Below are 23567 nucleotides of genomic sequence, written 5' to 3' on the forward strand. Positions count from 1 at the left end.
ACAGGACATGGGTCTTACGGGTCTTGCGGGCCACTCAGTTCGCGTTCGTGCGGCGGGCTAAGGATGCCCGGCGACCAGGTATTTGACAAGCGCGCGACGATTCAGCGTCCGTTGAGTGATCGTTCACGGGCGCCCTGGGCGGCTGAACTTGAGCGCGCAGATGCAACCCTGGCTCTCGGCGCAGCGCGCGATCGATTCGACCGCATCGAGGCGGCGGTTCACTCACGAGGTCGCGCAGCCAGACCTCCCGTCCAGCGACCTTGACCGGCGCTAGTTGGAGCGTTGCTGGTGGGTGTTGGACGGGGGTGAGCCGGCCATCATCTCCAGTGCAGGCAGGTCCAGTACCTCGACATGCTTCCGGTCGACCCGCAGGAGGCCGTCCTCCTGGAAGCGTGTGAACAACCGGCTGACGGTCTCGACCGCGAGGCCGAGGTAGCTGCCGATCTCATGGCGAGACATGCTGAGATAGAAATCGGTCGGGGAGAGTCCGCGCCTGCTGAGCCGCGACGACATGCTGGTCAGGAAGGCGGCCAAACGCTCCTCGGCATTCTTCTTCCCGAGCAGCAGCAGCATATCGGCGTCCTGACCGATCTCCTTGCTGAGCAGCCGGTACATCTGATGCTGCAGCGACGGGATCGATGCCGCAAGCTCCTCGAACCGTTGGAATGGCACCTCGCAGATGGCCGAGGTCTCGAGCACCTTCGCCGAGCAGGCATGACAGGACTTGTCGATCGCGTCGAGCCCGATGATCTCGCCGGGGAGGTGGAAACCAAGCACCTGCTCGCCACCTTCTTCGCTTGGTGCGTAGGTCTTGACCGAGCCGGTCTTGACGACGTAGAGGGACCGGAAACGCTCGCCTCCTCGGAACAGGTGGTCTCCCCGGTGCAGCGGCCGCGATCGCTTGATGATCGCGTCGAGCCGCTCGACGTCTTCGGGAGAGAGTCCCATCGGCAGGCAGAGCTGCGAGAGCGAGCAGTTCTTGCAGGCCACTCGGATGGTGTCAAACGAAATAACTTTTCGCTGAGTCAAGGCAAAAATCCCGGTTGAGGTTTCGCTCTATTCTGCAACTCAGATTGACATGCATCAAGCGTCAATCCAGTTTACATACACGCGCACTACGCAATGGAATCAGCGACGAAGCCCGAGCCATTGGTGCAGACACTCGCAGCCGGCGATCGCGCGCTGCTGATCGGGCCAGGCCGGACTGCTCGGACCGCGCTGGCAAGGGCCGCAAGGATGAGTCGGGTCGGCCGCGCACGGGCGCCTAAGAGACGCGCCCGATGGCGAGCCGGGGATTGCGCGAAAATCGACAACCCCGAACGCAAAAAGCCGCGCCGAGGCGCGGCTTCAAGGCAACGGTGAAGGGCCGTTGACTACTTCGATTCCTCAGCCGCGGGGGCAGCCGGTGCGGCCGGTGCGCCATAGGGCATCGCGCCGTACGGGGCACCATAGGGGGCGCCGTAAGGTGCGCCGTAGCCGTAGCCCGGATAGCCGTAACCATAACCGTACGGATGGCCGTAACCATAACCATAGCCGCGGCCATAGCCATAGCCGCGTCCGCGCCCGTAGCCGCGACCACCGCCGCTCATGCTCATGTTGAAGTCGCCGTAGCCGTCACCGAACATGTCGCTGAACATGTCGCCCATGCCGTCGCCCCAACCGCTGCCGTAGCCTGGGCCGCCCCAGCCGGGCCCCCACCAAGCCTGTGCAGTGCCCATCGCGAAAGCGGCACTGGAAGCGATGGCGGCGATGCCTACGACTTTTGCAAACTTGTTCATGCCTGGATGCTCCAAGAGGTGGTGAATCAATCCCGTCGCGACATCACGCGGTCTGCTTTTGCTCTGAATACCGCGTCGAGCGGCGACGGTGGTCCGCAGATCACGAACGCGGCGGAGTATACGTGCCCGTTTGGGCCTTGTGAAGTGCGCGGGCCATCGGCGCTGGGCACTGTCCGCGGACAGCCGCCAATTGAGAGGTTGGGGCCGATTTGCTAACGTGACCGCGGTATCCTATCTGGACCCTAGCCGTCTGCCTCTGCGCTCATGTCCAAGCTCATCTTCGTAACCGGCGGCGTTGTCTCGTCGCTCGGCAAAGGTATTGCGTCCGCCTCCCTCGCCGCGCTGCTCGAAGCGCGCGGCCTGAAGGTGACGATGATCAAGCTCGACCCCTACATCAATGTCGATCCGGGCACGATGAGCCCGTTTCAACATGGTGAGGTCTACGTGACCGACGATGGTGCCGAGACCGATCTCGACCTCGGGCACTACGAGCGCTTCCTGCGTACCCGGATGGGCCGAAACAACAATTTCACGACCGGCCAGATCTACGAGAGCGTGATCCGCAAGGAGCGTCGCGGCGATTATCTTGGCCGCACGGTGCAGGTGATCCCGCACATCACCGACGAGATCAAGCACGCGATCCGCCTCGGCGCCGATGAGGCCGACGTCGCCATCGTCGAGATCGGCGGCACCGTCGGCGACATCGAATCGCTGCCGTTCCTCGAAGCGATCCGGCAGATGCGGGTCGAGGTCGGCGTCGAGAACGCGCTCTTCATGCACCTGACCCTGGTTCCCTATATCCCGGCCGCCGGCGAGATCAAGACCAAGCCGACCCAACACTCGGTCAAGGAGCTGCGCTCGATCGGTATCCAGCCGGATATACTACTCTGTCGGGCCGAGCAGGACTTGCCGGATGACGAGCGCCGCAAGATCGCGCTGTTCACGAATGTGCCCGAGCGGGCCGTGATCTCGGCGGCCGATGCCGACCATATCTACCGCATCCCGATGCTGCTGCACGCGCAGGAGCTCGATTCGCTCGTGGTCCGACAGTTCGGGCTCGAGGTCCCGGAGGCCGATCTGTCCGAGTGGAACCGGGTGCTCGAGGGGCTCGAGCACCCGCGTGAATCGGTCACGGTCGGCATGGTCGGCAAGTACATGGGTCTGACCGAGGCCTACAAGTCGCTCTCGGAGGCGCTGACCCATGCCGGTGTGCATACCGGCACCCGGGTCCAGATCCGCTATCTCGATTCCGAGGACATCGAGACGAACGGGGTGCGATCGCTCGACGGCTTGGACGCCGTGCTGGTCCCGGGCGGCTTTGGTGAGCGCGGGATCGAGGGCAAGATCGCAGCGGTCAATTACGCCCGCACCAAGCGTGTGCCGTACCTCGGCATCTGCCTCGGGATGCAGGTCGCAGTGATCGAGTACGCCCGCAACGTCGCGCGGCTGGAAGGCGCCCATAGCACCGAATTCGAGCAGGACACGCCGCATCCGGTGATCGCGCTGATCACCGAATGGCAGACCGAACAGGGCCGACGGGAGACGCGCAGCGCCGACTCCGACAAGGGCGGTACGATGCGCCTCGGCGGCCAGAACTGCCGGCTGGAGCCGGGCAGCCTGGCGCGCGCGACCTATGGTCGGCCGCAGGTGCGCGAGCGCCACCGGCACCGCTACGAGTTCAACAACCGTTACTGCGATGCGATGAAGGACGCCGGGATGCGCTTCTCGGGCTGGTCGTTGGACTCGAAGCTGGTCGAGATCGTCGAGATCCCGGATCACCCCTGGTTCGTCGGCTGTCAGTTCCATCCGGAGTTCACCTCGACGCCCCGGGATGGGCATGCCCTGTTTCGCGGTTTTATCGAGGCCGCGCTCAGGCACCATCGCAGCCGCCAACCGGTGGTAACGGCCGATGCTCAGCGCAGTGAAGACCTCGAGGCATCGGCCTGATGGAGCTCTGTGGCTTCGAGGTCGGCCTCGACCGGCCGCTGTTCCTGATCGCCGGGCCCTGCGTGATCGAGAGCGAGACCCTGGCCCAGGAGACCGCCGGCCGGCTCAAGGCACTCAGCGAAGCGCTCGCGATCCCGTTCATCTTCAAATCCTCGTTCGACAAGGCCAACCGCTCGTCGATCGACGGCTTTCGCGGCTTAGGGCTCGAGGCCGGCCTCGAGATCCTCGAGGGCGTCCGCGAGCGGATTGGTGTGCCGATCCTCACCGATGTGCACGAGGATACGCCGCTCGACGAGGTGGCCGCGGTCGTCGATGTCTTGCAGACACCGGCGTTCCTGTGCCGGCAGACCAATTTCATCCTCGCGGTCGCCTCTCAAGGCCGGCCGGTCAACATCAAGAAGGGCCAGTTCCTCGCACCCTGGGACATGCAGCGGGTGGTCGAGAAGGCCCAGTCGACCGGCAATCAGCAGGTCATGGTCTGCGAGCGCGGCGTGAGCTTCGGCTACAACAATCTGGTCTCCGACATGCGCGCGCTCGCGGTGATGCGCGCGACCGGCTGTCCGGTGGTGTTCGACGCCACCCATTCAGTGCAGTTGCCGGGCGGACAGGGCCACAGCTCGGGCGGCCAGCGCGAGTTCGTGCCGGTGCTGGCGCGCGCCGCTGTCGCGGCCGGCGTCGCCGGGGTCTTCATGGAGACCCATCCCGACCCCGCCGTGGCCAAGAGCGACGGCCCCAACGCCTGGCCGCTGGAGCGCATGGGCGAGCTGCTTGAGACGCTGGTCGAGCTGGACCGGCTGGTCAAGACGAGCGGCTTCCCTGAGGAGCACAGACGCTAGCCACTACTGAGGACGTTGTTCCGATACCGAATGCACGCCCCTGCTGCGGCCGCTGACGTGGGCGCCGGGTCGAGCGTCATCCAGATCCAATCTGCTACCTCGTTGTATTCCTGCACGAAAGAGGTCTGAATCATGTCCGAAATCGTTGATGTCCGTGCCCGTGAGATCCTGGATTCGCGCGGCAACCCGACCGTCGAGGTCGATGTGGTCACCGCCGACGGCGCGCTCGGCCGGGCGGCGGTGCCGTCCGGGGCCTCGACCGGCTCGCGCGAGGCGCTCGAGCTGCGCGACGGCGACAAGTCGCGCTATCTCGGCAAGGGCGTGCTGACCGCCTGCGCCAACGTCAACGGCGAGCTGCGCGAGGCGGTGACCGGCCTCGAGGTGACCGAGCAGGAGGCGCTCGATCGGCGCATGATCGAGCTCGACGGCACCGACAACAAGGCGCGGCTCGGCGCCAACGCAATCCTCGGCGTCTCGATGGCCGCCGCGCATGCGGCCGCGCAGGAGAATGCGATGCCGCTTTATCAGTCGCTCGGCAGCGGCGAGTATCGGCTGCCGGTGCCGATGATGAACATCATCAATGGCGGCGAGCACGCCGATAACAGCGTCGACTTCCAGGAGTTCATGATCCTGCCGGTCGGGGCGCCGAGCCTGCGCGAGGCGGTGCGCTGGGGCGCCGAGGTCTTCCATGCGCTGAAGGCGGTGCTGAACGGGCGCGGGCTGGCGACCGCGGTCGGCGACGAGGGCGGCTTCGCGCCCGACCTGCCCTCGAACGAGGCTGCGATCGAGGTGATCCTCGAGGCGATCGAGAAGGCCGGCTATAAGGCCGGGCAGGACATCTACCTCGGGATGGACGTGGCCAGCTCCGAGTTCTACGAGAACGGCCAGTACCACCTGAAGGGCGAGGGCCGCACGCTGGATGCGGCCGGCCTGACCGATCTGCTGCTGAATTGGGTCGGGCAGTACCCGATCATCAGTATCGAGGATGGCCTGGCCGAAGGCGACTGGGAGGGCTGGAAGGACCATACCGAGCGCCTCGGCGGCAAGGTGCAACTAGTCGGCGACGACCTGTTCGTGACCAACACCCAGATCCTGCAGGAAGGCATCGACAAGGGCATCGCCAACTCGATCCTGATCAAGGTGAATCAGATCGGCTCGCTGACTGAGACCCTGGAGGCGATCCGGATGGCGCAGGATGCCGGTTACACGGCCGTCGTCTCGCACCGCTCCGGCGAGACCGAGGACACCACCATCGCCGATCTCGTCGTCGCCGCCGCGACCGGTCAGATCAAGACCGGCTCGCTCTCGCGCACCGACCGGGTGGCCAAGTACAACCAGCTGATGCGGATCGAGGATCAGCTGGGCGGGGCGGCGGTCTATGCCGGAAAGGGTGCGTTCAAGCAGCCGCTATAGCCGCTTCTCACAGACGGGTCGGGGCCGGTCTGGCCCCGGTCCTGAAACCAAGGCGGAGGCATTGCCCTGATGCGCTGGCTCGTCGTGATCCTGGTGGTCTTGCTCGGCTTTCTCCAGTTCCGGCTCTGGGTCGGGGAGGGCAGCCTCGCCGAGCTGCATGATCTGCGCACGCGCATCGCCGAGACCGAAGACGAGCTCGCTCACCTCCAGACCCGCAATCATGCCCTAGCTGCCGAGGTCGAGGACCTCAAGACGGGGCTCGATGCGATCGAGGAGCGGGCCCGCAGCCAGCTCGGCATGATCCAGTCCGGCGAGGTCTTTCTGCAGGTGGTCGAGAAACCCTTGCCGGAGCAGGACCGATGAGTGCCGAGAACGGAGGCCGGGCTGGGTCTGGGTCTGGAGCTGGGTCTGGGGCTGGGGCGGGATCGGGCCCTGGGGACGAGATCGGCGCTGGGGCCAGCTCGGGCCGGGACCCGCGGCATTGGGCCGTGGTACCGGCCGCGGGCGCCGGTCGTCGTTTCGGCGGTCCCGTTCCGAAGCAGTATCTTGAGCTCTGCGGCCGTTGCGTGATCGAGCACAGCCTGGCCACATTGCTCGAGCACCCGGCAATCGACGGTTGCGTCCTGGCCTTGAGCGCCGAGGACGAGTGGTGGGCTGAGACGGTCTATGCGTCCCATCCTGCCGTGCAGCGGGTTGCGGGTGGCACCGAACGCTCCGATTCGGTCGCCAACGCATTGGAGGCATTGAGCGAGTATGCTGACGAGCACGACTGGGTGCTGGTCCATGATGCGGCACGTCCCTGTTTGACACGGTTTGATCTGGACCGGTTGATCGCTGCCCTCGGCGACGGGTCAGCTGGCGCCTTGCTCGCGGTACAGGTGCACGACACGGTCAAGGTCGCCGATGCCGCGTCCGGTGATCGCGTGCTGCGGACCGTCCCTCGGGAACAGCTCTGGCGCGCCTATACGCCGCAGGCGTTTCCGCTTGGCACCCTTCGCCGCGCGCTGGCGCGGGCACGCGATCAGGGCAGCGCGATCACCGACGATGCGAGCGCGATCGAGCAATTGGGGCTGCGCCCGTTGCTGGTCTCGGGCCGCTCCGATAACCTGAAGATCACGCGGCCTGAGGATCTGCCTCTGGCGCAGTTCTTCCTTGAGCAGCAGCAGGAGCAGGGGTTGCGATGAGCCTGAGCGTCGTCGAAGACAGGACCATCCAGGGGCTGTGCCGGGCCGGCACAGAAGGACGTCGATGCTGATCGGTCAAGGCATCGATGCCCATCGTTTCGCGCCCGACCGGCGGCTGGTGCTCGCTGGCGTCGAGATCCCGCATACACAGGGTCTGGCGGCCCATTCGGATGGCGACGTCGTGCTCCATGCGCTCTGCGATGCGCTGCTTGGCGCCGCCGGACTGGGTGACATCGGTCATCACTTTCCGGATACCGATGCCGCGTTCAAGGATATCGACAGCCGTCTCCTGCTGCGTCGGGTGATGAACGCACTCACCGAGCGCGGCCTGAGCGTCCACAACGCCGATGTCACCATCGCCGCTCAGGTACCGAAGCTGGCGCCTCATATCCAGGCGATGCGAGATTGCATCGCGGCCGATATCCAGTGTGCTCGGGTCAACGTCAAGGCGACGACGACCGAGCGCATGGGCTTTACCGGTCGAGGCGAGGGGATCGCGGCGTTCGCGGCGGTGTTGCTGGACGAGCCGAGCCCAGGGGGCGGATCATGAGTGAGCCCATGCGGTCGATGGTGCCATTCAACGGCACCACGCCGGACGCCTGGCGACCCTGGCGTTCCTTCGTCGAGTTGCCCTACGCCTTCGGAGATCCGCCGCTGCGCGCCTGGCTGCGCAGCCAGCCCGATGACTTCATCGTGGATGAACAGCTCGCGTTCGGTCCGGATGGCGACGGTGAGCATGCGTTGCTGCGGGTGCGCAAGACCTCGGCCAACACGGAATGGGCGGCACGGCGGATCGCGGCGCTCGCTGGCGTCTCGGTCAAGGCGGTCGGCTATGCCGGACTCAAGGACCGTCACGCGGTGACCACCCAATGGTTCTCGGTCCACCTCGGGCGCTCGCCGGAGCCGCGTTGGCGATTGCTGGCCGAGGATGGTCTCGAGGTGCTGGAGCAATCCCGGCATCGGCGTAAGCTCAAGCGCGGCAATCTGGCCGGAAACCGGTTCGTCATTCGTCTGCGCGGGGTCGAAGGGGATCTCGATGCCGCTGCGAAACGACTGGATATGCTCGCTGCGCAAGGGGCACCGAACTATTTTGGTGCGCAGCGGTTCGGGCGCAACGAGGGCAATCTGCTGCGCGCCCAGGCGTTGTTCGCCGGGGCGGCGCCGCGCGCGACACGCCACCAACGCGGGCTCTGGATCTCGGCCGCGCGCTCGCAGCTCTTCAACGAGGCCCTCGCACGGCGCGTCGAGCGCGGCGAGTGGCTGCGGGCGCTGGTTGGCGACCGGCTGCAGCTGCGCGGCAGCCATTCGCATTTCTTGGTTGAGGAGGTCGATGCCCGGATCGAGTCGCGTCTGGTCGCCGGTGACCTGAGCCCGACCGGACCGCTCTTCGGTGCCGGTGAGCCCTTGACGCAGGATGCGGTGCAGGCGCTCGAGCAAGAGGTTGCTTCCGCCTACCCGGATTGGATCGACGGGCTCAGCGAGACCGGCCTGAAGCAGGAGAGACGGCCGCTGCGCTTGGACATCGAGTCGCTGACGCTGGAATGGACCGCCGAGAATGATGTGATCCTGCGTTTCATCCTGCCGGCTGGAGGCTATGCGACCGCGGCTATCCGCGAGCTCTGCACCTGCCGGGAGCGCCCACCTCAGCACGAGGGTGACGGGCCCTCAGCCGGACGACCTGCATTAGCCGTCGAGGTCTGATCGGTCCGCGATCAACAGGATCTCGACACGCCGGTTCGCGCGGCGGCCCGCTGCAGTTCGGTTATCGGCGATCGGCTCCTGCTCGCCGCGCCCCTCGATCCTGATCCGCTCCGCGCTGGTGCCAAGCGATACCAGGACCTCCTTGACCGCCTCGGCGCGCTGCTCGGAGAGCGCGCGATTGGCCTCGGCGGGACCGGTGTTATCGGTGTGGCCGCGCAGCTCGACGCGCACCTCGGGATGCGTTGCCAGGAATTGGTTCACCTCGCGGAGCGCGCTCGGCTCCTGATTCGCGAGTGTTGCCGAACCGGTCTCGAAGCGCAGTGCCTGCTCACCGAGCGTGACAAGCATGCCGTCGTCGGTGAAGCGGGCGCCCAATGCGGCATAGGCCGGCCAGCGCTCGCCAAGCACGGTTGCTTGGCTCGGACCACTCTCGCTCTGGCCCCTCGCTGCGCTTCCCGCGTCCAAGCCAGTGTTCGCGGTCGCGAGTCTGGCCTTGGCGCGGGCGATCTGCTCCGTGAGCTTGGCGTTTTCGGCCGCGAGCGCCGCCTGCTGTGCCTTGAGCTCCAGGTCTTTGTTGAGGTACTGAGCGGCCGCCTGCGCCTGCTCCAGCCGCGCGGCGCGGGCTTGTGCAGACGTCTTGGCCTGCTCCAGCTCGGCGGCGCGGGCCTCGGTCTCAGCTTGCGCTTGCTCCAACTGCGCAATCCGGGCGGTGGCGTCGGCGAGCTGGCCCTCGAGATCGGTGTTCTCGGCCTCGAGCGCAGCACGCTCCTCAGCGGCGAGCAGGGTGGTGCGCGCAACGGCCTCAGCGCCGGCCTCGCGCGTCTGCTCGACTGCACGGACGGCGAACAGTCCCGCGCCGAAGAGCGCGACCAGCAGGCTGATCACCGCAGTGATGCGCAGTTGAGTCTCCGGTGCATCGATCGCGGGGGTCGGGTCGTCGCCGCCGGGGAGGGCGGCGGTCGCGAGCTCGTCGGCCGACCCCGGGGTTGGGGTCGCTTGGTCGCTCACTGGTGTCGAGTTGGTCATCATGCCGGTCAGGCCTCCATCACTGTTCTGGCACGCAGATGCGGCGCTGCAGGACCGCGGTGACGGTCGAGACGAGCAGCAGCAGCACGATGCCGCTCAGCATCATCAGCAGTCCGATTGCGAGGTCCCGATGCAAGACGGTACCGGTGCGCTCGTACATCACCATCATCGCGATGCTCACGGCGGCGAGCGGGAACGAATAGGCCCACCAGGAGAGATAGAAGCGCAGCCGCAGAAACCGGGGCGCCTGCACCAGCAGCAGCAATGTCAGGAACAGCGCAGCGAAATAGAGCGCATGGGCAAAGACGTCGAGCTCGTCGACCAGGCGGCTGTAGGCAATGAAGCCGACAGCAGGCGGTGCGATCAAGATGAACAGGGTCGGCATCAGCCGTGCCTCGAGCGGGTGATGGAAGAGCACCCGGTAGAAGACGCTAATCATCAGCACCGACCACAGCAAGAATCCGGCACTGAAATAGAACCAGGACAGATCGACGAATCCCAACGGCACCCCGGCGATCGGGACCAGTACGTTGCCGACCGCCGGGATGAACCAGGACGGGTTCAGGTGATGGACCTGGAACCTTGTGCCGTGCATCCAGTCGCCGACGATGTAGAGGGTTAACGCGAGCTGAGTGGCAGCGCCGACGGCCCACAGCACGAGGCTGAGCTGAGGCCGCGATGACAGTAATGCGATCGAGAGCAGCAACAGACTGATCGATAGGGTCGGAAAGAAGTTGAGCCGCACCGGATGGCGTAGCTCTTCCAGCACCGCGTCGCGGTGCAAGACGAGCTTGGCGCCATAGAGCAGCGCGATCAGCACGAAGACGGCAGCGGTGAAGGCGAGCAGCCAGGGCACGAGGCCGAGCTCGAGCTGCAAGATCTGTTGCGCCTTCTCCCAACTGATGGTCAGGCCAGCCAGCCCCATCACCATCGCGAAGAAGGACGCCGGGAAATGACGCAGCCGCAGCGCGGATTGCATCGTCGACATGGGTGCCTCCGGACAAGAACGGGCGACCCGGACGCGGAGTCGGGCGCGAGATAGCCGGAGTGTAGGCAAACCGCGCTCAGCGGCGCATTGATCGATGTCGGAGTGGCTTGGTCGGATTTGCCGCACGGCGCCGGTGCGGCAGCCGAGGACCCATCAGGGTCAGCCGCTATCGCCCTGGTAGTACTTCGCGATCTCGGTCTCGGAGAGACGGATCAGGGCGTCGCGCGGGAAGGCACTCATCAGCTCCCAGGCCAGGTTCAGCGTGGCCTCGATGCTGCGGTCCTCGGACTCGCCCTGGCCGACGAAGCGCTGGTCGAAGTCATCGGCGAACTTCAGGTAGCGCCGGTCGCGCTCGGAGAGCTCGTCGGCGCCGATGATGCTGGCGAGGTTGCGGGTCTCGAGCGCGCGCGCATAGAGCGCATAGAGCTGCGCCGCGACCTTGGGATGGTCCTCGCGGGTGTCGTCCTTACCGATGCCGTCCTTCATCAGTCGCGACAGGCTCGGCGAGATGTGTACCGGCGGGTAGATGCCCTGGTTCTGCAGTTCGCGCGAGAGCACGATCTGCCCCTCGGTGATATAGCCGGTCAGGTCCGGGATCGGATGGGTGATGTCATCGGACGGCATCGAGACCACCGGCATCATCGTGATCGAGCCGTGGCGCTCGTGGATACGGCCGCAGCGCTCGTAGATCTCGGCCAGGTCCGAGTAGAGATAGCCCGGATAGCCCTTGCGCGCCGGGACATCGCCCTTGGCGGTCGCGACCTCGCGCAGCGCCTCGGCGTAGTAGGTCATGTCGGTCATCACCACCAGCACATGGCGGTCGAGATCATAGGCCAGGTACTCGGCCGCCGTCAGCGCGGTGCGGGGCAGGGTCAGGCGCTCGACCGGCGGGTCATCGGCCAGGTTGACGAACATCACCACGTTGCGCAGCACGCCGGAGCTCGCGAACTCGTCGCGGAAGAACTTGGCGTCGGCGTAGCTCACGCCCATCGCCGCGAACACGATCGAGAAGCTCGAGTCCTCGTCCTTGAGCTTGGCCTGGCGCACGATCTGGGCCGCGAGCCGGTTGTGAGGCAGCCCGGAGCCCGAGAAGATCGGCAATTTTTGGCCGCGCACCAATGAGTTCAGCCCGTCGATCGTCGAGATGCCGGTCTGGATGAACTCGCGCGGATAGCTGCGCGCGGCCGGGTTGATCGCCGAGCCACCGACTGGGCGCCGGATGTGGGAGAGGATCGGCGGACGGCCGTCACGCGGCTCACCGAGGCCGTTCAGCTCGCGACCGAGGATCTCGGGCGAGAGGGCGATCTCGACCGGCTCGTCGAGGAAACGGACCCAGACCGCCTCGAGGTCGAGGTCATCGGTGCCCTCGAACACCAGGATCATCACCTCCTCATTGGATGCGCGGATGACCTGGCCGTCACGGGTGCCGCCACGGCCGTCCGAGATGCGCACGCGGTCGCCGAACGCGACACCCGGTGTGTCGCGGACCAGGATCAGCCCGCCGCGGACCTCGCTGGCGGTTCGGTATTCTTTGATGCTCATGGCAGGAAGGACAAGCTGCTAGGGGCTGGATTCCGGGAAGACGCGGCGCGCTCAGTCATCGGTATGCTGCTTCGCGTACTCGAGCCGGATCGACTCGAAGGCCTCGTCGATCTCGCGCGCGAGGTCGTTGATGCGCGCGACCTGTTCACTGGTGTACATCGATTTGCAGCGGCGCGCCTTGGCCAGCTGCGGCAGGTCCTGCAGATGGCTGACCGGAACGCCAATCTCGATCAGGGTCATGCCCTTGTCATAGGTCGAGAGGGCGAGATCGAGCAGGGCGAACTGTTTCTGCGGCGAACAGAAGGTGTCGACCTCATCGAGCGCGCTCTGCTGCAGCACACCTTCCTTGATCAGCGAGGCGCCCTCGAGCTGCCAGCGCTGGGCATCGGAGAGCGCCTCGGGGCCGACCAGATTGACGATGCGCGAGAGCTCGGCGTCGCGGGCGAGCAAGGCCAGGGCCTCGGTACGGCGTCCCTCCCAATGCCGATCGACCTCCTTGTGCCACCATTCGGCGGCGGCATGCACGTGGCCGGAGAAGCTGGTGACCCAGTCGATGCTCGGGTAATGGCGGGCGTCGGCGAGCTCCTTCGAGAGCGCCCAGAAGGTCTCGATGATGTCCTTGGTGTGGCTGGTCACCGGCTCCGAGAAGTCACCGCCCGGCGGCGAGACGGCACCGATCAGGGTCACCGAGCCGGCGCCGGCGTTGTAGGTCTCGACGCGGCCGGCGCGCTCGTAGACCGCGGCCAGACGCGACGCCAGGTAGGCCGGATAGCCTTCCTCGACCGGCATCTGGCCGAGGCGGCCGGAGACCTCGCGCAGCGCCTCGGCCCAGCGGCTGGTCGAGTCGGCCAGCATCACCACGTCGTAGCCCATGTCGCGGTAGTACTCGGCCATGGTCAGGCCGACGTAGACCGAGGCCTCGCGCGCGACCACCGGCATGTTCGAGGTGTTGGCGACCAGCAGCGTCTTCTCCATCAGCTTGCGGCCGGTATAGGGGTCCTCGAGCTGCGGGAAGCTCTCGAGCACGTCGACCAGCTCGTTGCCGCGCTCGCCGCAGCCGACGTAGATCACGATATCGGCGTTCGACCAGCGCGCGATCTGCTGCTGCACGACCGTCTTACCGGCGCCGAATGGGCCGGGCACTGCACCCTTACCGCCCTTGAGCTGCGGGAAGAAGCTGTCGATCACCCGTTGGCCGGTGATCAACGGCGAGATGCCATCGTCGCGCTGGCGATACGGGCGCGGCTTGCGGACCGGCCAACGATGGAACAGCGTCAGGTGCAGGCTGTGCCCGTGCGCATCGCGCAGATGAGCGATGCTGTCCTCGACCCGGTACTCGCCGCCGGGCGCGAGCTCGGTCAGCTCGCCCTGATGATCCGGCGGCACCAGGATCCTGTGCTGGATGGTCTCGGTCTCTTGCACGGTGCCGAGCACGGTTCCGGGACCGATCGACTGCCCCGGTGCAAGCTCGGGGTTGGGCTCGAATTCCCAGCGCTTCTCTCGGTCCAGGCCCGGCAGCGCGAGCCCACGGCGGATGTAGTCGCCCGATTCCAGCGCAATCTTCTCCAGCGGTCGTTGGATGCCGTCGAAGATCTCACCGAGCAGGCCGGGGCCGAGCTCGACCGAGAGCGGCCACCCCAAGCCTTCCGCCGGCTCGCCGGGCCGAACACCATCGGTGCTCTCGTAGGTCTGAACGACCGCCTCGCGCCCGGCCAGCGAGATGACCTCGCCGACCAGCCCGAGCTCGCCGATCCTGACCTGCTCGCCGCTGCGGATGCCGGGCAGATCGATGGTGACGATGGGCCCGTTGATCTCGCGGACGAAGCCCTTGTTCTGTTGCTCGCTCATCTCGCTCAGCCCCCGAAGATGCTGCCGGTGTCGAAGCCGCTCGGGACCAGCCGCTCCAGGATGACTTGCTGCAACCGGCTGCGCAGCCGTGCCAGCCGTCCTTCGAAGGTATTGTCGACCCGGATCTTTCCGTCGCTGCTCTCGATCATTACACCGCCAAGCGTCTCGATCGGGTTCTCGTCCAGGTTGGCCTGGGTGTCGGCCGGCAGGGTCTCGGCGACCCTGTCCCACTGCTTGGTGAGCAGCTTGAGGTCGGCGCTGTTGGCGCGCAGGATCACCTGCGAGCGTTCCATCTCGGTCAGCGCGGTCTGAATGAAGCCCTGCAGTGTCTTCAGGTAGGCGGTGCTGTCCTTGCGGTGGGCCTCCATCTGCTCGGCCAGCCGCGACTCGACATCGCGCACCAGATTCCAGCGCACCAGGTCCAGATGGCTTTGCAGCTTCAGCTCCTCGGCCTGCACCTGCTGGCGGTAGGCGCGATCGCCGAGGGTCTTGGCGATCGCCTCCTCACGCTGCTCGCGCAGGCGCAACTTCTCGGCGGCATCGCGGAGGATGTTGTCGCGCGAGCGCTGGGCGCGCTCGCGGTACTCGCTGGCCAGGCGCTCGGCCCGGGCCAGAATGGCATTCTCGAGCTCGTCTGCTTGGGTCACGTCGAGTCCTTGGTAGCGGTCGGTTGCATCAGGTTGGCACTCCCGAACATGCTGGCGAGCCGTTCCGCGACCTCGCTGCTGAGGACCGGCGGAGCGGACAGCGGCGGCACTGCGATGACGACGATCCGCCCGCCCTCTCGGCGCACCCGCTTGAGGTGGTCCACGTCCATGCTCATCACTGCGTCATCGACGATCACGAAGGCCTTGTCGCGCGCGGCGCGCAGCTCGCGGAACACGCGATCGACCTCGGACGCGGGCGGATTCGGATAGGTCTCGAAGCCGATCACGCTGAAGCCCTCGGCGAGGCTCTCATCGCCGAGGAACAGCATCCGGGTCGGCGGCGGCTCCGCTTGCGGCGCATTCGGCGTATTCGGGACGCCAGACGCCGGCGCGCTCGGATTCGGCTCGCTCATCCCAGATCAGATCCGGTTCAGCAGCAGGATCGAGACGACCAGTCCATAGATCGCGATGCCTTCGGCAAGCCCGAGATAGATCAGCGTGCGCCCGAGATTCTCCGGCTTTTCGGTGATAGCTGCCAGTGACGCAGCGCCGATGGGGCCGACAGCGATGCCGGCACCGATCGTGGACAGGGCGGTCGGGATACCGGCACCGATGATCGCGAGACCCATTCCGGTGCTGACCTCGAGCACCTCGATCGTCTCGACGCTCTCCTGGGCGAAGACCTGATCGATGCCCAGTACCAAGAGTCCGAGCTGGGCGCCGATGAAGACCAGGAGCTGGGTGCCCATCGCCGGCTTGGCCCAGCGCGGCAGTCGCAGGGGCGCGCCGGCGGGGCGCATCTCCAAGGCGACGCCGGTCACGACGAGGCCAAGGATGGCGAAGGACATCAGTGCAACGAGCCAGTACATGGATGGGTACCTCAGTGTTCGGTCAAGGGTCTGTCAGGGAGTCGATCGGGGTGCAGCAGGCGCCGGCGGAACGCGTCCTATCAGGCCGCGCGGCGCCGCAGCCGCAGCGGCGAGAATTCATGGCCATCACCGGAGAAATAGCGGGAAAAGCCCTCGTAGTATTGCAGACGCATCACCTGGATCATCACGATACCGCCCTCGAGGACCAGCACGAACAGGTTGCCCAGGATCACGGTGATCAGATGACCTGCCGGGCCCATCATGCTGGCGAGTGTCAGCACTGCGAGCGACAGCGCAGCATGATTCAGGCTGAACGCGGCAACACGCAGGAACGAGAGGGTATTGGAGATGTAGCCAACGACGGTTTCGAGGGTCTCGATGAAGACGACCAAGACCTTCTCGCTGAACGGTGCCTCCAGGTGACGCCAGGCATGGACCGCCAACGCCGCGAGCGAGAGCAGGATCAGCAGCAACGGGCCGTTGCCGAATTCGCCGCTTCCTGCGAGGCCCAGCCCTCCGAAGACCATCGCCAGGTAGAAGATCAGATTGACCAGGCCATGATGGCCGAACAGCGCCGCGGCGATGTCCTTGACGACCAGGCGGTTGTAGATCGCCAGCAGGCACGCGACCGCAATGAAGACGACGCCGTAGCCGAGCGCGATCTTCAGCATCAGGATCGGGTGGTGGATCGGGCTGGTCCAGAGTGCCGGCAGCACCTCCTCGTAACCGAAGATGCTGCCGTAGAGGAACCCGAACAGGACCGATGATAGGCCGGCCATCACACCGAACAGATAGAAGCGCCCCAGCTTCTCGCGGAATGCCCAGGCGAGTCCGGCGATCGTCGCGCCCTGACCGACGTCGCCGAACATGGAGCCGAACATCAGTAGAAAGGTCACCGCGAACAGCGGGGTCGGATCGACCTCGCCGTATTGCGGGATACCGTATTGCTTGACCAACATCGTGAACGGTGCGAGCAGCCGGTGCTTGATCGGAACCGAGGGCACCAGCGGTCGCTCGTTCGCAGTCGGCGCACGCTGTTCGAGCTCAAAGGGCAGCGCCAGACTGCCGCGCAGGCGCGCCTCGAGCTCGGAGACGGCGCGCGCCGGTACCCAGCCGGCGAGCGCGGCGAGATGGCCTGCGCTGCGGATCGACGGGTCCAGCGTCACGAAGGGCTCAGCGAGCAACAGTGCGCGCTGTGCCTCGAGCAGGCGGTCGTGATGCGTCTGCTCCCAATCGGCCAGCTCGCGTCGCAGCCCGGCCCGCTCTGCCTCCAGCTGCTCGCGCTGAGTGGCGAGCTCACCCCGCTTGTGGGCCGGATCAGCGTCCTCGAGCGCAGCCGGGATCGGCAGCGGCTGAAAGCTGGCGGAGCTCAGCACCGAGGCGAGCTGACCTTCCTTCTCGCCGCGTGGTCCGACGATGACGACATGGGTGCTGTCGCCGCGCTCGAGGTAGGTGAACAGGAGGTGGTCGGCGAGACTGACCGCACCTTGGAGCCGTCGAACGTTCTCGCGCGGCACCACGCCGACATAGAAGTCGAGAAAGCGGGTCTTGTTTCGCAGTGCCCCCAAGTCGATATGGAGGTTACTGAAATTCTCGAGCGAGGCCTGCTGCTCGCGCACGAACCGATCCTGCTCGTCGATGCGCCGAAACGCCTCCTCGAAGCGTGAGGCCTCGGCCCAGCGCTCCCCGAGTTGCTCATTGACTGCGCGCAGCTCATCGTGCCCGACCACCCGGACCTTCTCGATGGGCGGGGTGTCGTCGATCGGTACCACCTTGGCGATCTTCTCGAGCCGTGAGCGTGCCTGCTGGTAGAGATCGCGGTAATCGCGCCCTGGGATGCCGCTGAGCATCTGTGCCTCGGGGGCGCGGGTATCGGGATGGAAGCTCTCGGTCTCGGCCAGTGTCAGCGATGCCTGCGGGAGATCATCGGTGATCACGAGCAGCCGAACATGCTTCATCGGCAGCGGCCGGAGCCGAAATTCGGCCTGGGCGGCCTCTGCCCGCAATCGCTGGGCGAGCTGCGGCATCTCGGCGATCATGGGACCGAGCCGGGAGCGCGCCGCACTCGCGGCTTGCCCAAGACGCTGAGCCAGCGGGCGGAGGCGCGTTGTCGCCGCTTCGCGCAGCCTGATCAGCCGTGGCTCCGCCTGCTCGAGCAGTGGAGCCAGCTGCGTGCGGACCTTGGTCCCGGCCTGCCGCAGACGCCGAGCCAGCGGCCGGAGATGGGTCGTCGAGAGTTGGCGCAGCATGGTTCGGATGTTCCGCAAGGGGTCGTTCCGGCTCGGGTAATGGGCTCGGCTCAGGCCGCGTCGGCCAGCGAGTCGGCAGGGCAGTTCGGCTCGCTCACCTCGACCGCGATCTCGATCAGCTCTCGCGGCAGGCCGAGCAGCTGCCCCTGGACGATCGAGAACAGGGCCAGCACCCCGTGCTCACGCAGGATCAGATAGGCCAGGGCGCGCGCGACACCAGATTGTCCGTTGGCCAGGGTGCGACGGGCCTCGTCGGTCACATGACCACCGAGGCGGCGCTGGACCTCCATCAGGCTGGTGCTGCCGGCGAGCCTGCTCGTCAGCGGCTCGGGCAGTGCCGCGAGGATCTCGTCGAAGGTCTCCAGATTGACCAGTCTCAGCAAACGGTCCCGGTGTAGCAAGCGCACCGACGGCACCAATTGATAGTAGGTCTCACTCGGCGAGAGCCCGTAGGAGAACCGGAACCGCAAGAGCCATAGGAGTCCGACCCGATCGAGCACGGCGCCGAGCAGCTGCTTCAGCTCGTTTCCATCCTGGTTGGAGACCTGCAGCAGCCGTCTGACCATCTCGCCGTAGTAGCGCTGGTCGAGCGCCGCCTCGAGCGCGAAGGGCTCGCGCTTCTGCTCGAAGACCTCGCGCCCTTGGCGTGCGATCAGGCTGTAGGGCCCCTGTTCGAGCTTGCGGAGCAGCTCGAGCACCCCTTCGGCCCGGAACAGCTCCTGCTGCGGCAGGCGAACGTGCGCCGGCAGCTCATAGAGATTGGCGCTGATCTCGCTTTGGTCCAACTCGTAGAGCTGACCGCGTAGCAGCGTCTTGAGATTGAATAGCGCGTATTTCCGACCCCAAGCCAGCACCAGGCCTGCCTCGGTTGCGTTCATCGGGCGGATCAGCACCCGCAGCTCGTCGAGCAGGGTGTTGATCAGCGCCTGTTTGACGGCGCGGCTCTTGGTGCGCCGATCGAGCTGCTCGTCGAGCAACGCCTCCAAGCCGAAGCGCTCGGCGAGATCGGGCAAGCTGAGCTCGCACAGGGCCGCGATCTGATCCGATGTCAGCAGCCGTTCGGACATCGCGCTGACCCGGGTATTGAGATAGGGCTGGGGGGCCAAGGTCATCGGTCGTGGCCTTTACGGCGAATGAGCACGGCGAATGATTGCGGCATCAATCAGGGTACAGGGGCAAATCAGTCGATGCGACCGGGGTTCGGTCGCAGACGCGATCGATCATCGCGTTGGATCGAGCAGCAGCGCGAAGGCCGCCTCGAGGGCCTCGTTCTCTCGCTTCTCGGCGGTTTCACGGAGCTGAACATGGCGCTCGTCGTAACGACGCTTGAGCTCCGCGACGGTCTGCTCGGCGCGTTCTTCCGCCTTGTTGATGAAGCTCCGATGCAGGTCCGGCACGCGCGCGGTGAAGTGCTCATCCTGGGTGCGGGCGTCGCGCATCGCCGCCTGAATGATGCGCTCCTGCTCCTGCTCCGCCTCCTGCGCGATCTTCTCGGCCCGCATCTCGGCATCGAGCAGTCGTTTCAGCGTGTCGTCCATCAGGGGTATCAGATCGCAGCTAGGGTTCAACAGAAAGACGCATGCCCGACGCGACCGGACAGTCGCGACCGGGGAGGCGCGACCGGACAGGCGCGACCGGACATCAGCCCCCGCGCCCGCTCGGACGTCATCGACGCCTGCCTGCGGTGCCAAGGGCTCAGGTGCGGCGCAGAGTACTTCAAAAGCACCATCAACGTGATCCTGGAGGCGACGGTTGCTTGCGTTGGATCAGATTGAGGCTCCATGTTCCCATGGAGCAGCGGCAACTGCCAACCACTGGCCCCACGGAGCGGTCTCGGTGACGCCTGCCTTGAACCGGTCAGCGACGGCGTCCGGTGAGCCGGTTCGTCGGGAGCATCTGTCGAGCGAGCGCAGAGCGTATTGCTCCGGCCGGCCTTGCAGCCGAACCGGACGACGAAGCGCATGGCGAGCGCTGGGGCGTATCATTGGGCCACAAGCGCCCGCCCATTGCAGTGCGCGCTGAACCGCAGCGTGCCGCCCTTGTGCGACGTCATGCCTGCTCGCCTCCAACGGTTCGGCCGGCCCGCCAGCGGCGCGATCGGACAATGATCGGACAATGCCCCGGCCACTGAAGGACCGGTGCAGACCGGCCCGGCGGCACGGCCGATGAGATGACCAGAAGCCCCAAAACGCCAGAAGCCCCAAAACGAGATTCCCGATGCCTGTTCCCCAACCACCTGAGCCACCCCGGCCGATGCGCTCACGACCCGGCATCGGTGCACGTATCCTCGGTGCGCTGCTGCTGTTCTGGAGTGTCGGACTCGTGTCCTGCCAGTCGTTATTCTTCCTATGACCACGCGCGGACCCGATACAAACCTTCAAGAGCTGCTGAACCGGCTTGGCGTGACCGGTCCGGCCGCCCAATGGCTGCGGGAGCGGGGGCAGGCGCTCACGCCGGCTGGAGCAACGGCGCGCCCACCGCGTCGGGTGCGGCCGGTGCAGGCGCTCCTGCTTTGGATCGTCTCGGCACCACTGTTACTTGCGGCCGTGATCGCGCTCGCCTGGGGCCGGTTCGACGGCTTCGTCGCTGATGCGCTGGCCTGGGGGTTGATTGCGCTCTCTGCAGTGCTCACCCGGCGCGCCTCGCTCGCCTCCGTGCCGCCACCGGAGAATCGACGGTTCCGCCGCTTTGGCCGCACCTGGCGGTTGCCGCTCCGGAATCTAGCGGCAGGCCTGTTGGCGCTCGGAACCGGCACCGCAGCGGTGCTGGGGATCGGTTATCCGCTGGCGATCGGCCTCGGCTTCGGCGCGGTCGCGCTGCTTGGCTATCATCTGACCTATGGCCTCGAGCCGTTCTGGGTCGGGGAGTCGCCGCCAGCGCAAGACAAGGAGTCACGGGCGGTACTCGAGGCCCTCGCCGAGGCCGAGGATCGGCTGATCAACATTGAGCGCGCCGCCGACGCGATCCACAACCGCGAGCTCAGCACGCGGCTGGCGCGCATCGCCGAGCTCGGGCGCGGCATCCTGGCGCAGATCGCCGAGCGCCCGTCCGATCTGCGCCGTGCCCGCCGGTTCCTGACCGTCTTCCTTGAAGGCGCGGAGCAGGTCTCGGATGGCTATGCGCGCACCCATCGCTACGCCGATTCGGCCGAGCTGGAGCAGAACTTCCGGACCGCCCTGATCACGATCGAGGAGCAGTTCGCGCGCCAGCGCGAGCGGCTGCGCGAGGCCGACGTGCTCGATCTCGATGTGCAGATCGAAGTGCTGAAGAAGCAGCTCGATCAAGAGGGGATTCGTTAGGCGGTATGAGCTTTGACAGAAATCGCCTTAGCCCCGGCAGCGCCCCGGCGCCGAAGCACTGACTCGACTAGGCCGACGACGCAGGTGATTGCGGCCTCGTTATCACCGCCAACCCCCAGCCGGTATAGCATAGGCGATTGGCTTGACCGATGATCCGGTCGCCCAGCGCCGTACCAAGAGGAGCAGCGATGACCATGAGCGAGAAGCCCACCACGAGGCCAGAACAGACACCAGCGGCCAACGAACGGTCGGCAGCATCCGTTGGTACGCCTGCGACCAGCCCCGCTGCTGCCGCCGGCCAGGAGGTCGTCGCGCTGGCCGACGCCCCACCGGCCGAGCAGGCCGAGATCAAGGGCCTGTTGGCCGAGCTGGATCTGACCGACAGCAGCTCGATCATGCACTTCGGGGCCAAGGCGCAGCAGCAGCTGACAGCGGTCTCGGATCAGATGCTCGAGGGCGTGCGCAACAAGGACACCGGCGCCGCCGGCCAGACCCTGAGCGAGATGGTCGGCACCTTGCGCGGGTTCAATGTCGAGGCGATGGACCCGAACGCGAAACCCGGCTTCTTCAAGCGGCTGTTCGGCGCCGGCAAGCCGATCCTGCGCTTCTTACAGGAGTACGAGGAGGTGCGTGACCACATCGACCGCATCACCATCGACCTCGAACGCCACAAGACCCGGCTGCTGACCGATGTGACCGCGCTCGACCGGCTCTATGACGCCAATCTCGACTACTTCCGCGAGCTCGAGCATTACATCGCCGCCGGCCAGGCGAAGCTGGAGGAGCTCGACAACGAGGCCATCCCGCGACTCGCGGCCAAGGTCGAGCAGGCCGAGGACATGGTCGAGGCGCAGAACCTGCGCGACCTGCGCACCGCGCGCGACGACCTCGAGCGGCGTGTCCATGATCTGCGCCTGACCCGGCAGGTGGCGATGCAGGCGCTGCCGAGCATCCGGCTGGTGCAGGAGAACGACAAGGGCCTGATCAACAAGATCAATTCGACCCTGGTCAACACCGTGCCGCTGTGGCGCCAGCAGCTCGCGCAGGCGGTCACCATCTACCGTTCGGGCCGTGCCGCCGAGACGGTCAAGGCCGCGACCGATCTGACCAATGATCTGCTCAAGGCCAATGCGGCCAACCTGAAGACCGCGAATGCCGAGGCGCGGCGTCAGATCGAGCGCGGCGTGTTCGACATCGAGACGGTCAAGGAGGCCAATCGGACCCTGATCGAGACCATCGAGGAGAGCCTGCAGATCGCCGATGAGGGCAAGCGCGCCCGCGCCGCCGCCGGCGCCGAGCTAGAGCAGATGGAGACCGAGCTGCGCAAGACCCTGGCCGCCGCCAGCGCGCCGCCGCGGGGGTGATGGCGCCTGAGCCGATGCCGATCGATCAGCGCTTGCCGAGCCCTGCTCGGCGTTCAGTCCCCAGCGGGCGCCCAGCCCGCCGATGCTGCCTGCGGTCGTGCTTCTTGGCCATGGCGAGCAGCGCCTCGTTCATCCGCCGCAGCTCGGCCTGATTCTCCTCCCACTTGCGATCCTGTTCCGCTTCGCTCCGCAAGCTCCGCCCTTTAGGGCGGGGTAGTTGATAGATGGCGGAGGGGTCGTCAGGATGCGAGTTTGCGGGCATGAGCCAATCACCCGGCGCTGGAGGTGGCGGGCAGGCCCTTGACCACGCGCTCCCAGTCGATCTCCGCACCGGGACAAGCCCGGCAACCGGAGCGGCCCTGTAGCTCGGAGACCAGCGGACGTCCGTAGACACCGTTTTCCAGGCGATAGATGATCACCACGCGGTCGACGGGGTGCACCAGCCAGTATTCCTTGACGCCGTGGCGCTCGTAGAGCGCGAGCTTGCGCACCTGATCATGAGCGGCGGTGCTCGGCGACAGGACCTCGATGAGCCAATCGGGCGCTCCACGACAGCCCCTAGCATCGAGCTTGGACGGGTCGCAGACCACGCTGATGTCTGGTTGGATCACCGTGGCGATGTCTGCGTCCGCTTCATCCCCCTGCGGGAGCCGGACATCGAACGGGGCGATGTTGACCTCGCAGCCGCTTCCGTCCAGCACGCCGGCGATCTCACGCGCCAGCTCGAAGGTGAGCCGTTGGTGCTGTCTGCTCGGCGCGGGCGCCATCGTATAGGCTACGCCGTCGATCAGCTCGTAGCGTTGATCCTCGGGCCAGTCACAATATTCGCCGTAGGTATGCCGGTGCGGGTCGCGCAACGCGAGAGACATGGTGCCG

The 23567-nt window shown here is 66.2% G+C and carries 24 protein-coding genes; 10 read left to right on the plus strand and 14 right to left on the minus strand.

Annotated elements, in window-relative coordinates:
- Positions 1-270: 270 nt before the first annotated feature.
- Positions 271-1029 (minus strand): fumarate/nitrate reduction transcriptional regulator Fnr, encoded by a 759-nt coding sequence (gene fnr / locus CKO40_RS03840; protein ID WP_200344874.1) that lies wholly within the window; start codon positions 1027-1029, stop codon positions 271-273.
- Positions 1030-1373: 344 nt separating this feature from the next.
- Positions 1374-1778, minus strand: coding sequence for a sulfur globule family protein (locus CKO40_RS03845; protein ID WP_200344875.1), 405 nt, complete (start codon positions 1776-1778; stop codon positions 1374-1376).
- Positions 1779-2042: 264 nt separating this feature from the next.
- Between CKO40_RS03845 and CKO40_RS03850 the strand changes: the two genes are divergently transcribed.
- From CKO40_RS03850 to truD, 7 genes are all read left to right on the plus strand, one after another.
- The gene (locus tag CKO40_RS03850; RefSeq protein ID WP_200344876.1) at positions 2043-3725 is read left to right on the plus strand and encodes a CTP synthase; all 1683 of its coding nucleotides are present in this window, start codon (positions 2043-2045) and stop codon (positions 3723-3725) included.
- Positions 3725-4561 (plus strand): 3-deoxy-8-phosphooctulonate synthase, encoded by an 837-nt coding sequence (gene kdsA, locus CKO40_RS03855; protein WP_200344877.1) that lies wholly within the window; start codon positions 3725-3727, stop codon positions 4559-4561. Before CKO40_RS03850 ends, kdsA begins: the two co-directional genes overlap by 1 nt.
- A 132-nt stretch (positions 4562-4693) precedes the next feature.
- On the plus strand, positions 4694-5974 hold the full coding sequence (gene eno, locus CKO40_RS03860) for a phosphopyruvate hydratase (RefSeq protein WP_200344878.1): 1281 nt from the start codon (positions 4694-4696) through the stop codon (positions 5972-5974).
- A 69-nt stretch (positions 5975-6043) separates the two neighbouring features.
- A complete protein-coding gene (ftsB, locus tag CKO40_RS03865; RefSeq protein ID WP_200344879.1) occupies positions 6044-6337 on the plus strand; it encodes a cell division protein FtsB in 294 nt (97 codons plus the stop codon).
- A gap of 80 nt (positions 6338-6417) precedes the next feature.
- Entirely contained in the window at positions 6418-7158 is a 741-nt protein-coding gene (gene ispD, locus CKO40_RS03870; protein ID WP_338074114.1) for a 2-C-methyl-D-erythritol 4-phosphate cytidylyltransferase, read from the plus strand.
- 64 nt (positions 7159-7222) lie between these two features.
- Positions 7223-7708 (plus strand): 2-C-methyl-D-erythritol 2,4-cyclodiphosphate synthase, encoded by a 486-nt coding sequence (gene ispF / locus CKO40_RS03875; RefSeq protein ID WP_200344880.1) that lies wholly within the window; start codon positions 7223-7225, stop codon positions 7706-7708.
- Positions 7705-8859, plus strand: a complete 1155-nt coding sequence (gene truD / locus CKO40_RS03880) for a tRNA pseudouridine(13) synthase TruD (RefSeq protein ID WP_242476796.1) — start codon at positions 7705-7707, stop codon at positions 8857-8859. The genes ispF and truD overlap by 4 nt, the downstream gene beginning before the upstream one ends.
- On the opposite strand, the gene CKO40_RS03885 is transcribed toward truD, so the two are convergent.
- From CKO40_RS03885 to CKO40_RS03930, 10 genes are all read right to left on the minus strand, one after another.
- Positions 8842-9885, minus strand: coding sequence for an OmpA family protein (locus tag CKO40_RS03885; protein ID WP_207173370.1), 1044 nt, complete (start codon positions 9883-9885; stop codon positions 8842-8844). The two genes, truD and CKO40_RS03885, sit on opposite strands and share 18 nt — an antisense overlap.
- A gap of 19 nt (positions 9886-9904) precedes the next feature.
- Entirely contained in the window at positions 9905-10873 is a 969-nt protein-coding gene (locus CKO40_RS03890; protein WP_200344882.1) for an SLAC1 anion channel family protein, read from the minus strand.
- 159 nt (positions 10874-11032) lie between these two features.
- A complete protein-coding gene (locus CKO40_RS03895) occupies positions 11033-12415 on the minus strand; it encodes a V-type ATP synthase subunit B (protein ID WP_200344883.1) in 1383 nt (460 codons plus the stop codon).
- 51 nt (positions 12416-12466) lie between these two features.
- Positions 12467-14263: a V-type ATP synthase subunit A gene (locus CKO40_RS03900; protein ID WP_200344884.1), complete on the minus strand. Its 1797-nt coding sequence runs from the start codon at positions 14261-14263 to the stop codon at positions 12467-12469.
- Positions 14264-14268: 5 nt separating this feature from the next.
- Positions 14269-14910, minus strand: coding sequence for a V-type ATP synthase subunit E family protein (locus CKO40_RS03905; RefSeq protein WP_200344885.1), 642 nt, complete (start codon positions 14908-14910; stop codon positions 14269-14271).
- On the minus strand, positions 14907-15323 hold the full coding sequence (locus tag CKO40_RS03910; protein ID WP_200344886.1) for a V-type ATP synthase subunit F: 417 nt from the start codon (positions 15321-15323) through the stop codon (positions 14907-14909). Before CKO40_RS03910 ends, CKO40_RS03905 begins: the two co-directional genes overlap by 4 nt.
- A 6-nt stretch (positions 15324-15329) precedes the next feature.
- Positions 15330-15779 carry an ATP synthase subunit C gene (locus CKO40_RS03915; RefSeq protein WP_200344887.1) on the minus strand — a complete coding sequence of 150 codons (450 nt, stop codon included), beginning with the start codon at positions 15777-15779 and terminating at the stop codon, positions 15330-15332.
- Positions 15780-15859: 80 nt separating this feature from the next.
- Positions 15860-17737 carry a V-type ATP synthase subunit I gene (locus tag CKO40_RS03920; protein WP_200344926.1) on the minus strand — a complete coding sequence of 626 codons (1878 nt, stop codon included), beginning with the start codon at positions 17735-17737 and terminating at the stop codon, positions 15860-15862.
- Positions 17738-18078: 341 nt separating this feature from the next.
- Positions 18079-19140: a V0D/AC39 family V-type ATPase subunit gene (locus CKO40_RS03925; RefSeq protein WP_200344888.1), complete on the minus strand. Its 1062-nt coding sequence runs from the start codon at positions 19138-19140 to the stop codon at positions 18079-18081.
- Between the two features lie 108 nt (positions 19141-19248).
- Positions 19249-19566, minus strand: a complete 318-nt coding sequence (locus tag CKO40_RS03930; protein WP_200344889.1) for an ATPase — start codon at positions 19564-19566, stop codon at positions 19249-19251.
- 679 nt (positions 19567-20245) lie between these two features.
- Between CKO40_RS03930 and CKO40_RS24815 the strand changes: the two genes are divergently transcribed.
- The 3 genes from CKO40_RS24815 to CKO40_RS03940 all read left to right on the plus strand — a co-directional run bounded on the left by CKO40_RS24815 (position 20246) and on the right by CKO40_RS03940 (position 22691).
- Complete coding sequence (locus tag CKO40_RS24815) at positions 20246-20380, plus strand: hypothetical protein (protein WP_276570774.1); 135 nt, start codon at positions 20246-20248, stop codon at positions 20378-20380.
- Complete coding sequence (locus CKO40_RS03935) at positions 20377-21327, plus strand: 5-bromo-4-chloroindolyl phosphate hydrolysis family protein (protein ID WP_207173372.1); 951 nt, start codon at positions 20377-20379, stop codon at positions 21325-21327. The genes CKO40_RS24815 and CKO40_RS03935 overlap by 4 nt, the downstream gene beginning before the upstream one ends.
- A gap of 194 nt (positions 21328-21521) precedes the next feature.
- Positions 21522-22691: a toxic anion resistance protein gene (locus CKO40_RS03940; RefSeq protein WP_200344890.1), complete on the plus strand. Its 1170-nt coding sequence runs from the start codon at positions 21522-21524 to the stop codon at positions 22689-22691.
- A 25-nt stretch (positions 22692-22716) separates the two neighbouring features.
- On the opposite strand, the gene CKO40_RS03945 is transcribed toward CKO40_RS03940, so the two are convergent.
- Positions 22717-22884: a hypothetical protein gene (locus tag CKO40_RS03945; protein ID WP_200344891.1), complete on the minus strand. Its 168-nt coding sequence runs from the start codon at positions 22882-22884 to the stop codon at positions 22717-22719.
- A 76-nt stretch (positions 22885-22960) separates the two neighbouring features.
- Entirely contained in the window at positions 22961-23560 is a 600-nt protein-coding gene (locus CKO40_RS03950) for a Uma2 family endonuclease (protein ID WP_200344892.1), read from the minus strand.
- Between the last annotated feature and the right edge of the window lie 7 nt (positions 23561-23567).

It is taken from the genome of Halochromatium glycolicum (genome assembly GCF_016584085.1).
Classification (GTDB): Bacteria; Pseudomonadota; Gammaproteobacteria; order Chromatiales; family Chromatiaceae; genus Lamprobacter; species Lamprobacter glycolicus.

Excerpts from the sequence above, each read along its gene's own strand:
- CKO40_RS03940 (WP_200344890.1), top strand. The coding sequence starts at position 21,522 with ATGAGCGAGAAGCCCACCACGAGGCCAGAACAGACACCAGCGGCCAAC.
- CKO40_RS03915 (WP_200344887.1), bottom strand. The coding sequence starts at position 15,779 with ATGTACTGGCTCGTTGCACTGATGTCCTTCGCCATCCTTGGCCTCGTC.
- eno (WP_200344878.1), top strand. The coding sequence starts at position 4,694 with ATGTCCGAAATCGTTGATGTCCGTGCCCGTGAGATCCTGGATTCGCGC.
- CKO40_RS03890 (WP_200344882.1), bottom strand. The coding sequence starts at position 10,873 with ATGTCGACGATGCAATCCGCGCTGCGGCTGCGTCATTTCCCGGCGTCC.
- CKO40_RS03900 (WP_200344884.1), bottom strand. The coding sequence starts at position 14,263 with ATGAGCGAGCAACAGAACAAGGGCTTCGTCCGCGAGATCAACGGGCCC.
- CKO40_RS03935 (WP_207173372.1), top strand. The coding sequence starts at position 20,377 with ATGACCACGCGCGGACCCGATACAAACCTTCAAGAGCTGCTGAACCGG.
- CKO40_RS03925 (WP_200344888.1), bottom strand. The coding sequence starts at position 19,140 with ATGACCTTGGCCCCCCAGCCCTATCTCAATACCCGGGTCAGCGCGATG.
- ispF (WP_200344880.1), top strand. The coding sequence starts at position 7,223 with ATGCTGATCGGTCAAGGCATCGATGCCCATCGTTTCGCGCCCGACCGG.
- CKO40_RS03885 (WP_207173370.1), bottom strand. The coding sequence starts at position 9,885 with ATGACCAACTCGACACCAGTGAGCGACCAAGCGACCCCAACCCCGGGG.
- CKO40_RS03930 (WP_200344889.1), bottom strand. The coding sequence starts at position 19,566 with ATGGACGACACGCTGAAACGACTGCTCGATGCCGAGATGCGGGCCGAG.
- CKO40_RS03920 (WP_200344926.1), bottom strand. The coding sequence starts at position 17,737 with ATGAAGCATGTTCGGCTGCTCGTGATCACCGATGATCTCCCGCAGGCA.
- CKO40_RS03850 (WP_200344876.1), top strand. The coding sequence starts at position 2,043 with ATGTCCAAGCTCATCTTCGTAACCGGCGGCGTTGTCTCGTCGCTCGGC.
- CKO40_RS03845 (WP_200344875.1), bottom strand. The coding sequence starts at position 1,778 with ATGAACAAGTTTGCAAAAGTCGTAGGCATCGCCGCCATCGCTTCCAGT.
- CKO40_RS24815 (WP_276570774.1), top strand. The coding sequence starts at position 20,246 with ATGCCTGTTCCCCAACCACCTGAGCCACCCCGGCCGATGCGCTCACGA.
- kdsA (WP_200344877.1), top strand. The coding sequence starts at position 3,725 with ATGGAGCTCTGTGGCTTCGAGGTCGGCCTCGACCGGCCGCTGTTCCTG.
- CKO40_RS03950 (WP_200344892.1), bottom strand. The coding sequence starts at position 23,560 with ATGTCTCTCGCGTTGCGCGACCCGCACCGGCATACCTACGGCGAATAT.
- CKO40_RS03910 (WP_200344886.1), bottom strand. The coding sequence starts at position 15,323 with ATGAGCGAGCCGAATCCGAGCGCGCCGGCGTCTGGCGTCCCGAATACG.
- CKO40_RS03895 (WP_200344883.1), bottom strand. The coding sequence starts at position 12,415 with ATGAGCATCAAAGAATACCGAACCGCCAGCGAGGTCCGCGGCGGGCTG.
- truD (WP_242476796.1), top strand. The coding sequence starts at position 7,705 with ATGAGTGAGCCCATGCGGTCGATGGTGCCATTCAACGGCACCACGCCG.
- ftsB (WP_200344879.1), top strand. The coding sequence starts at position 6,044 with ATGCGCTGGCTCGTCGTGATCCTGGTGGTCTTGCTCGGCTTTCTCCAG.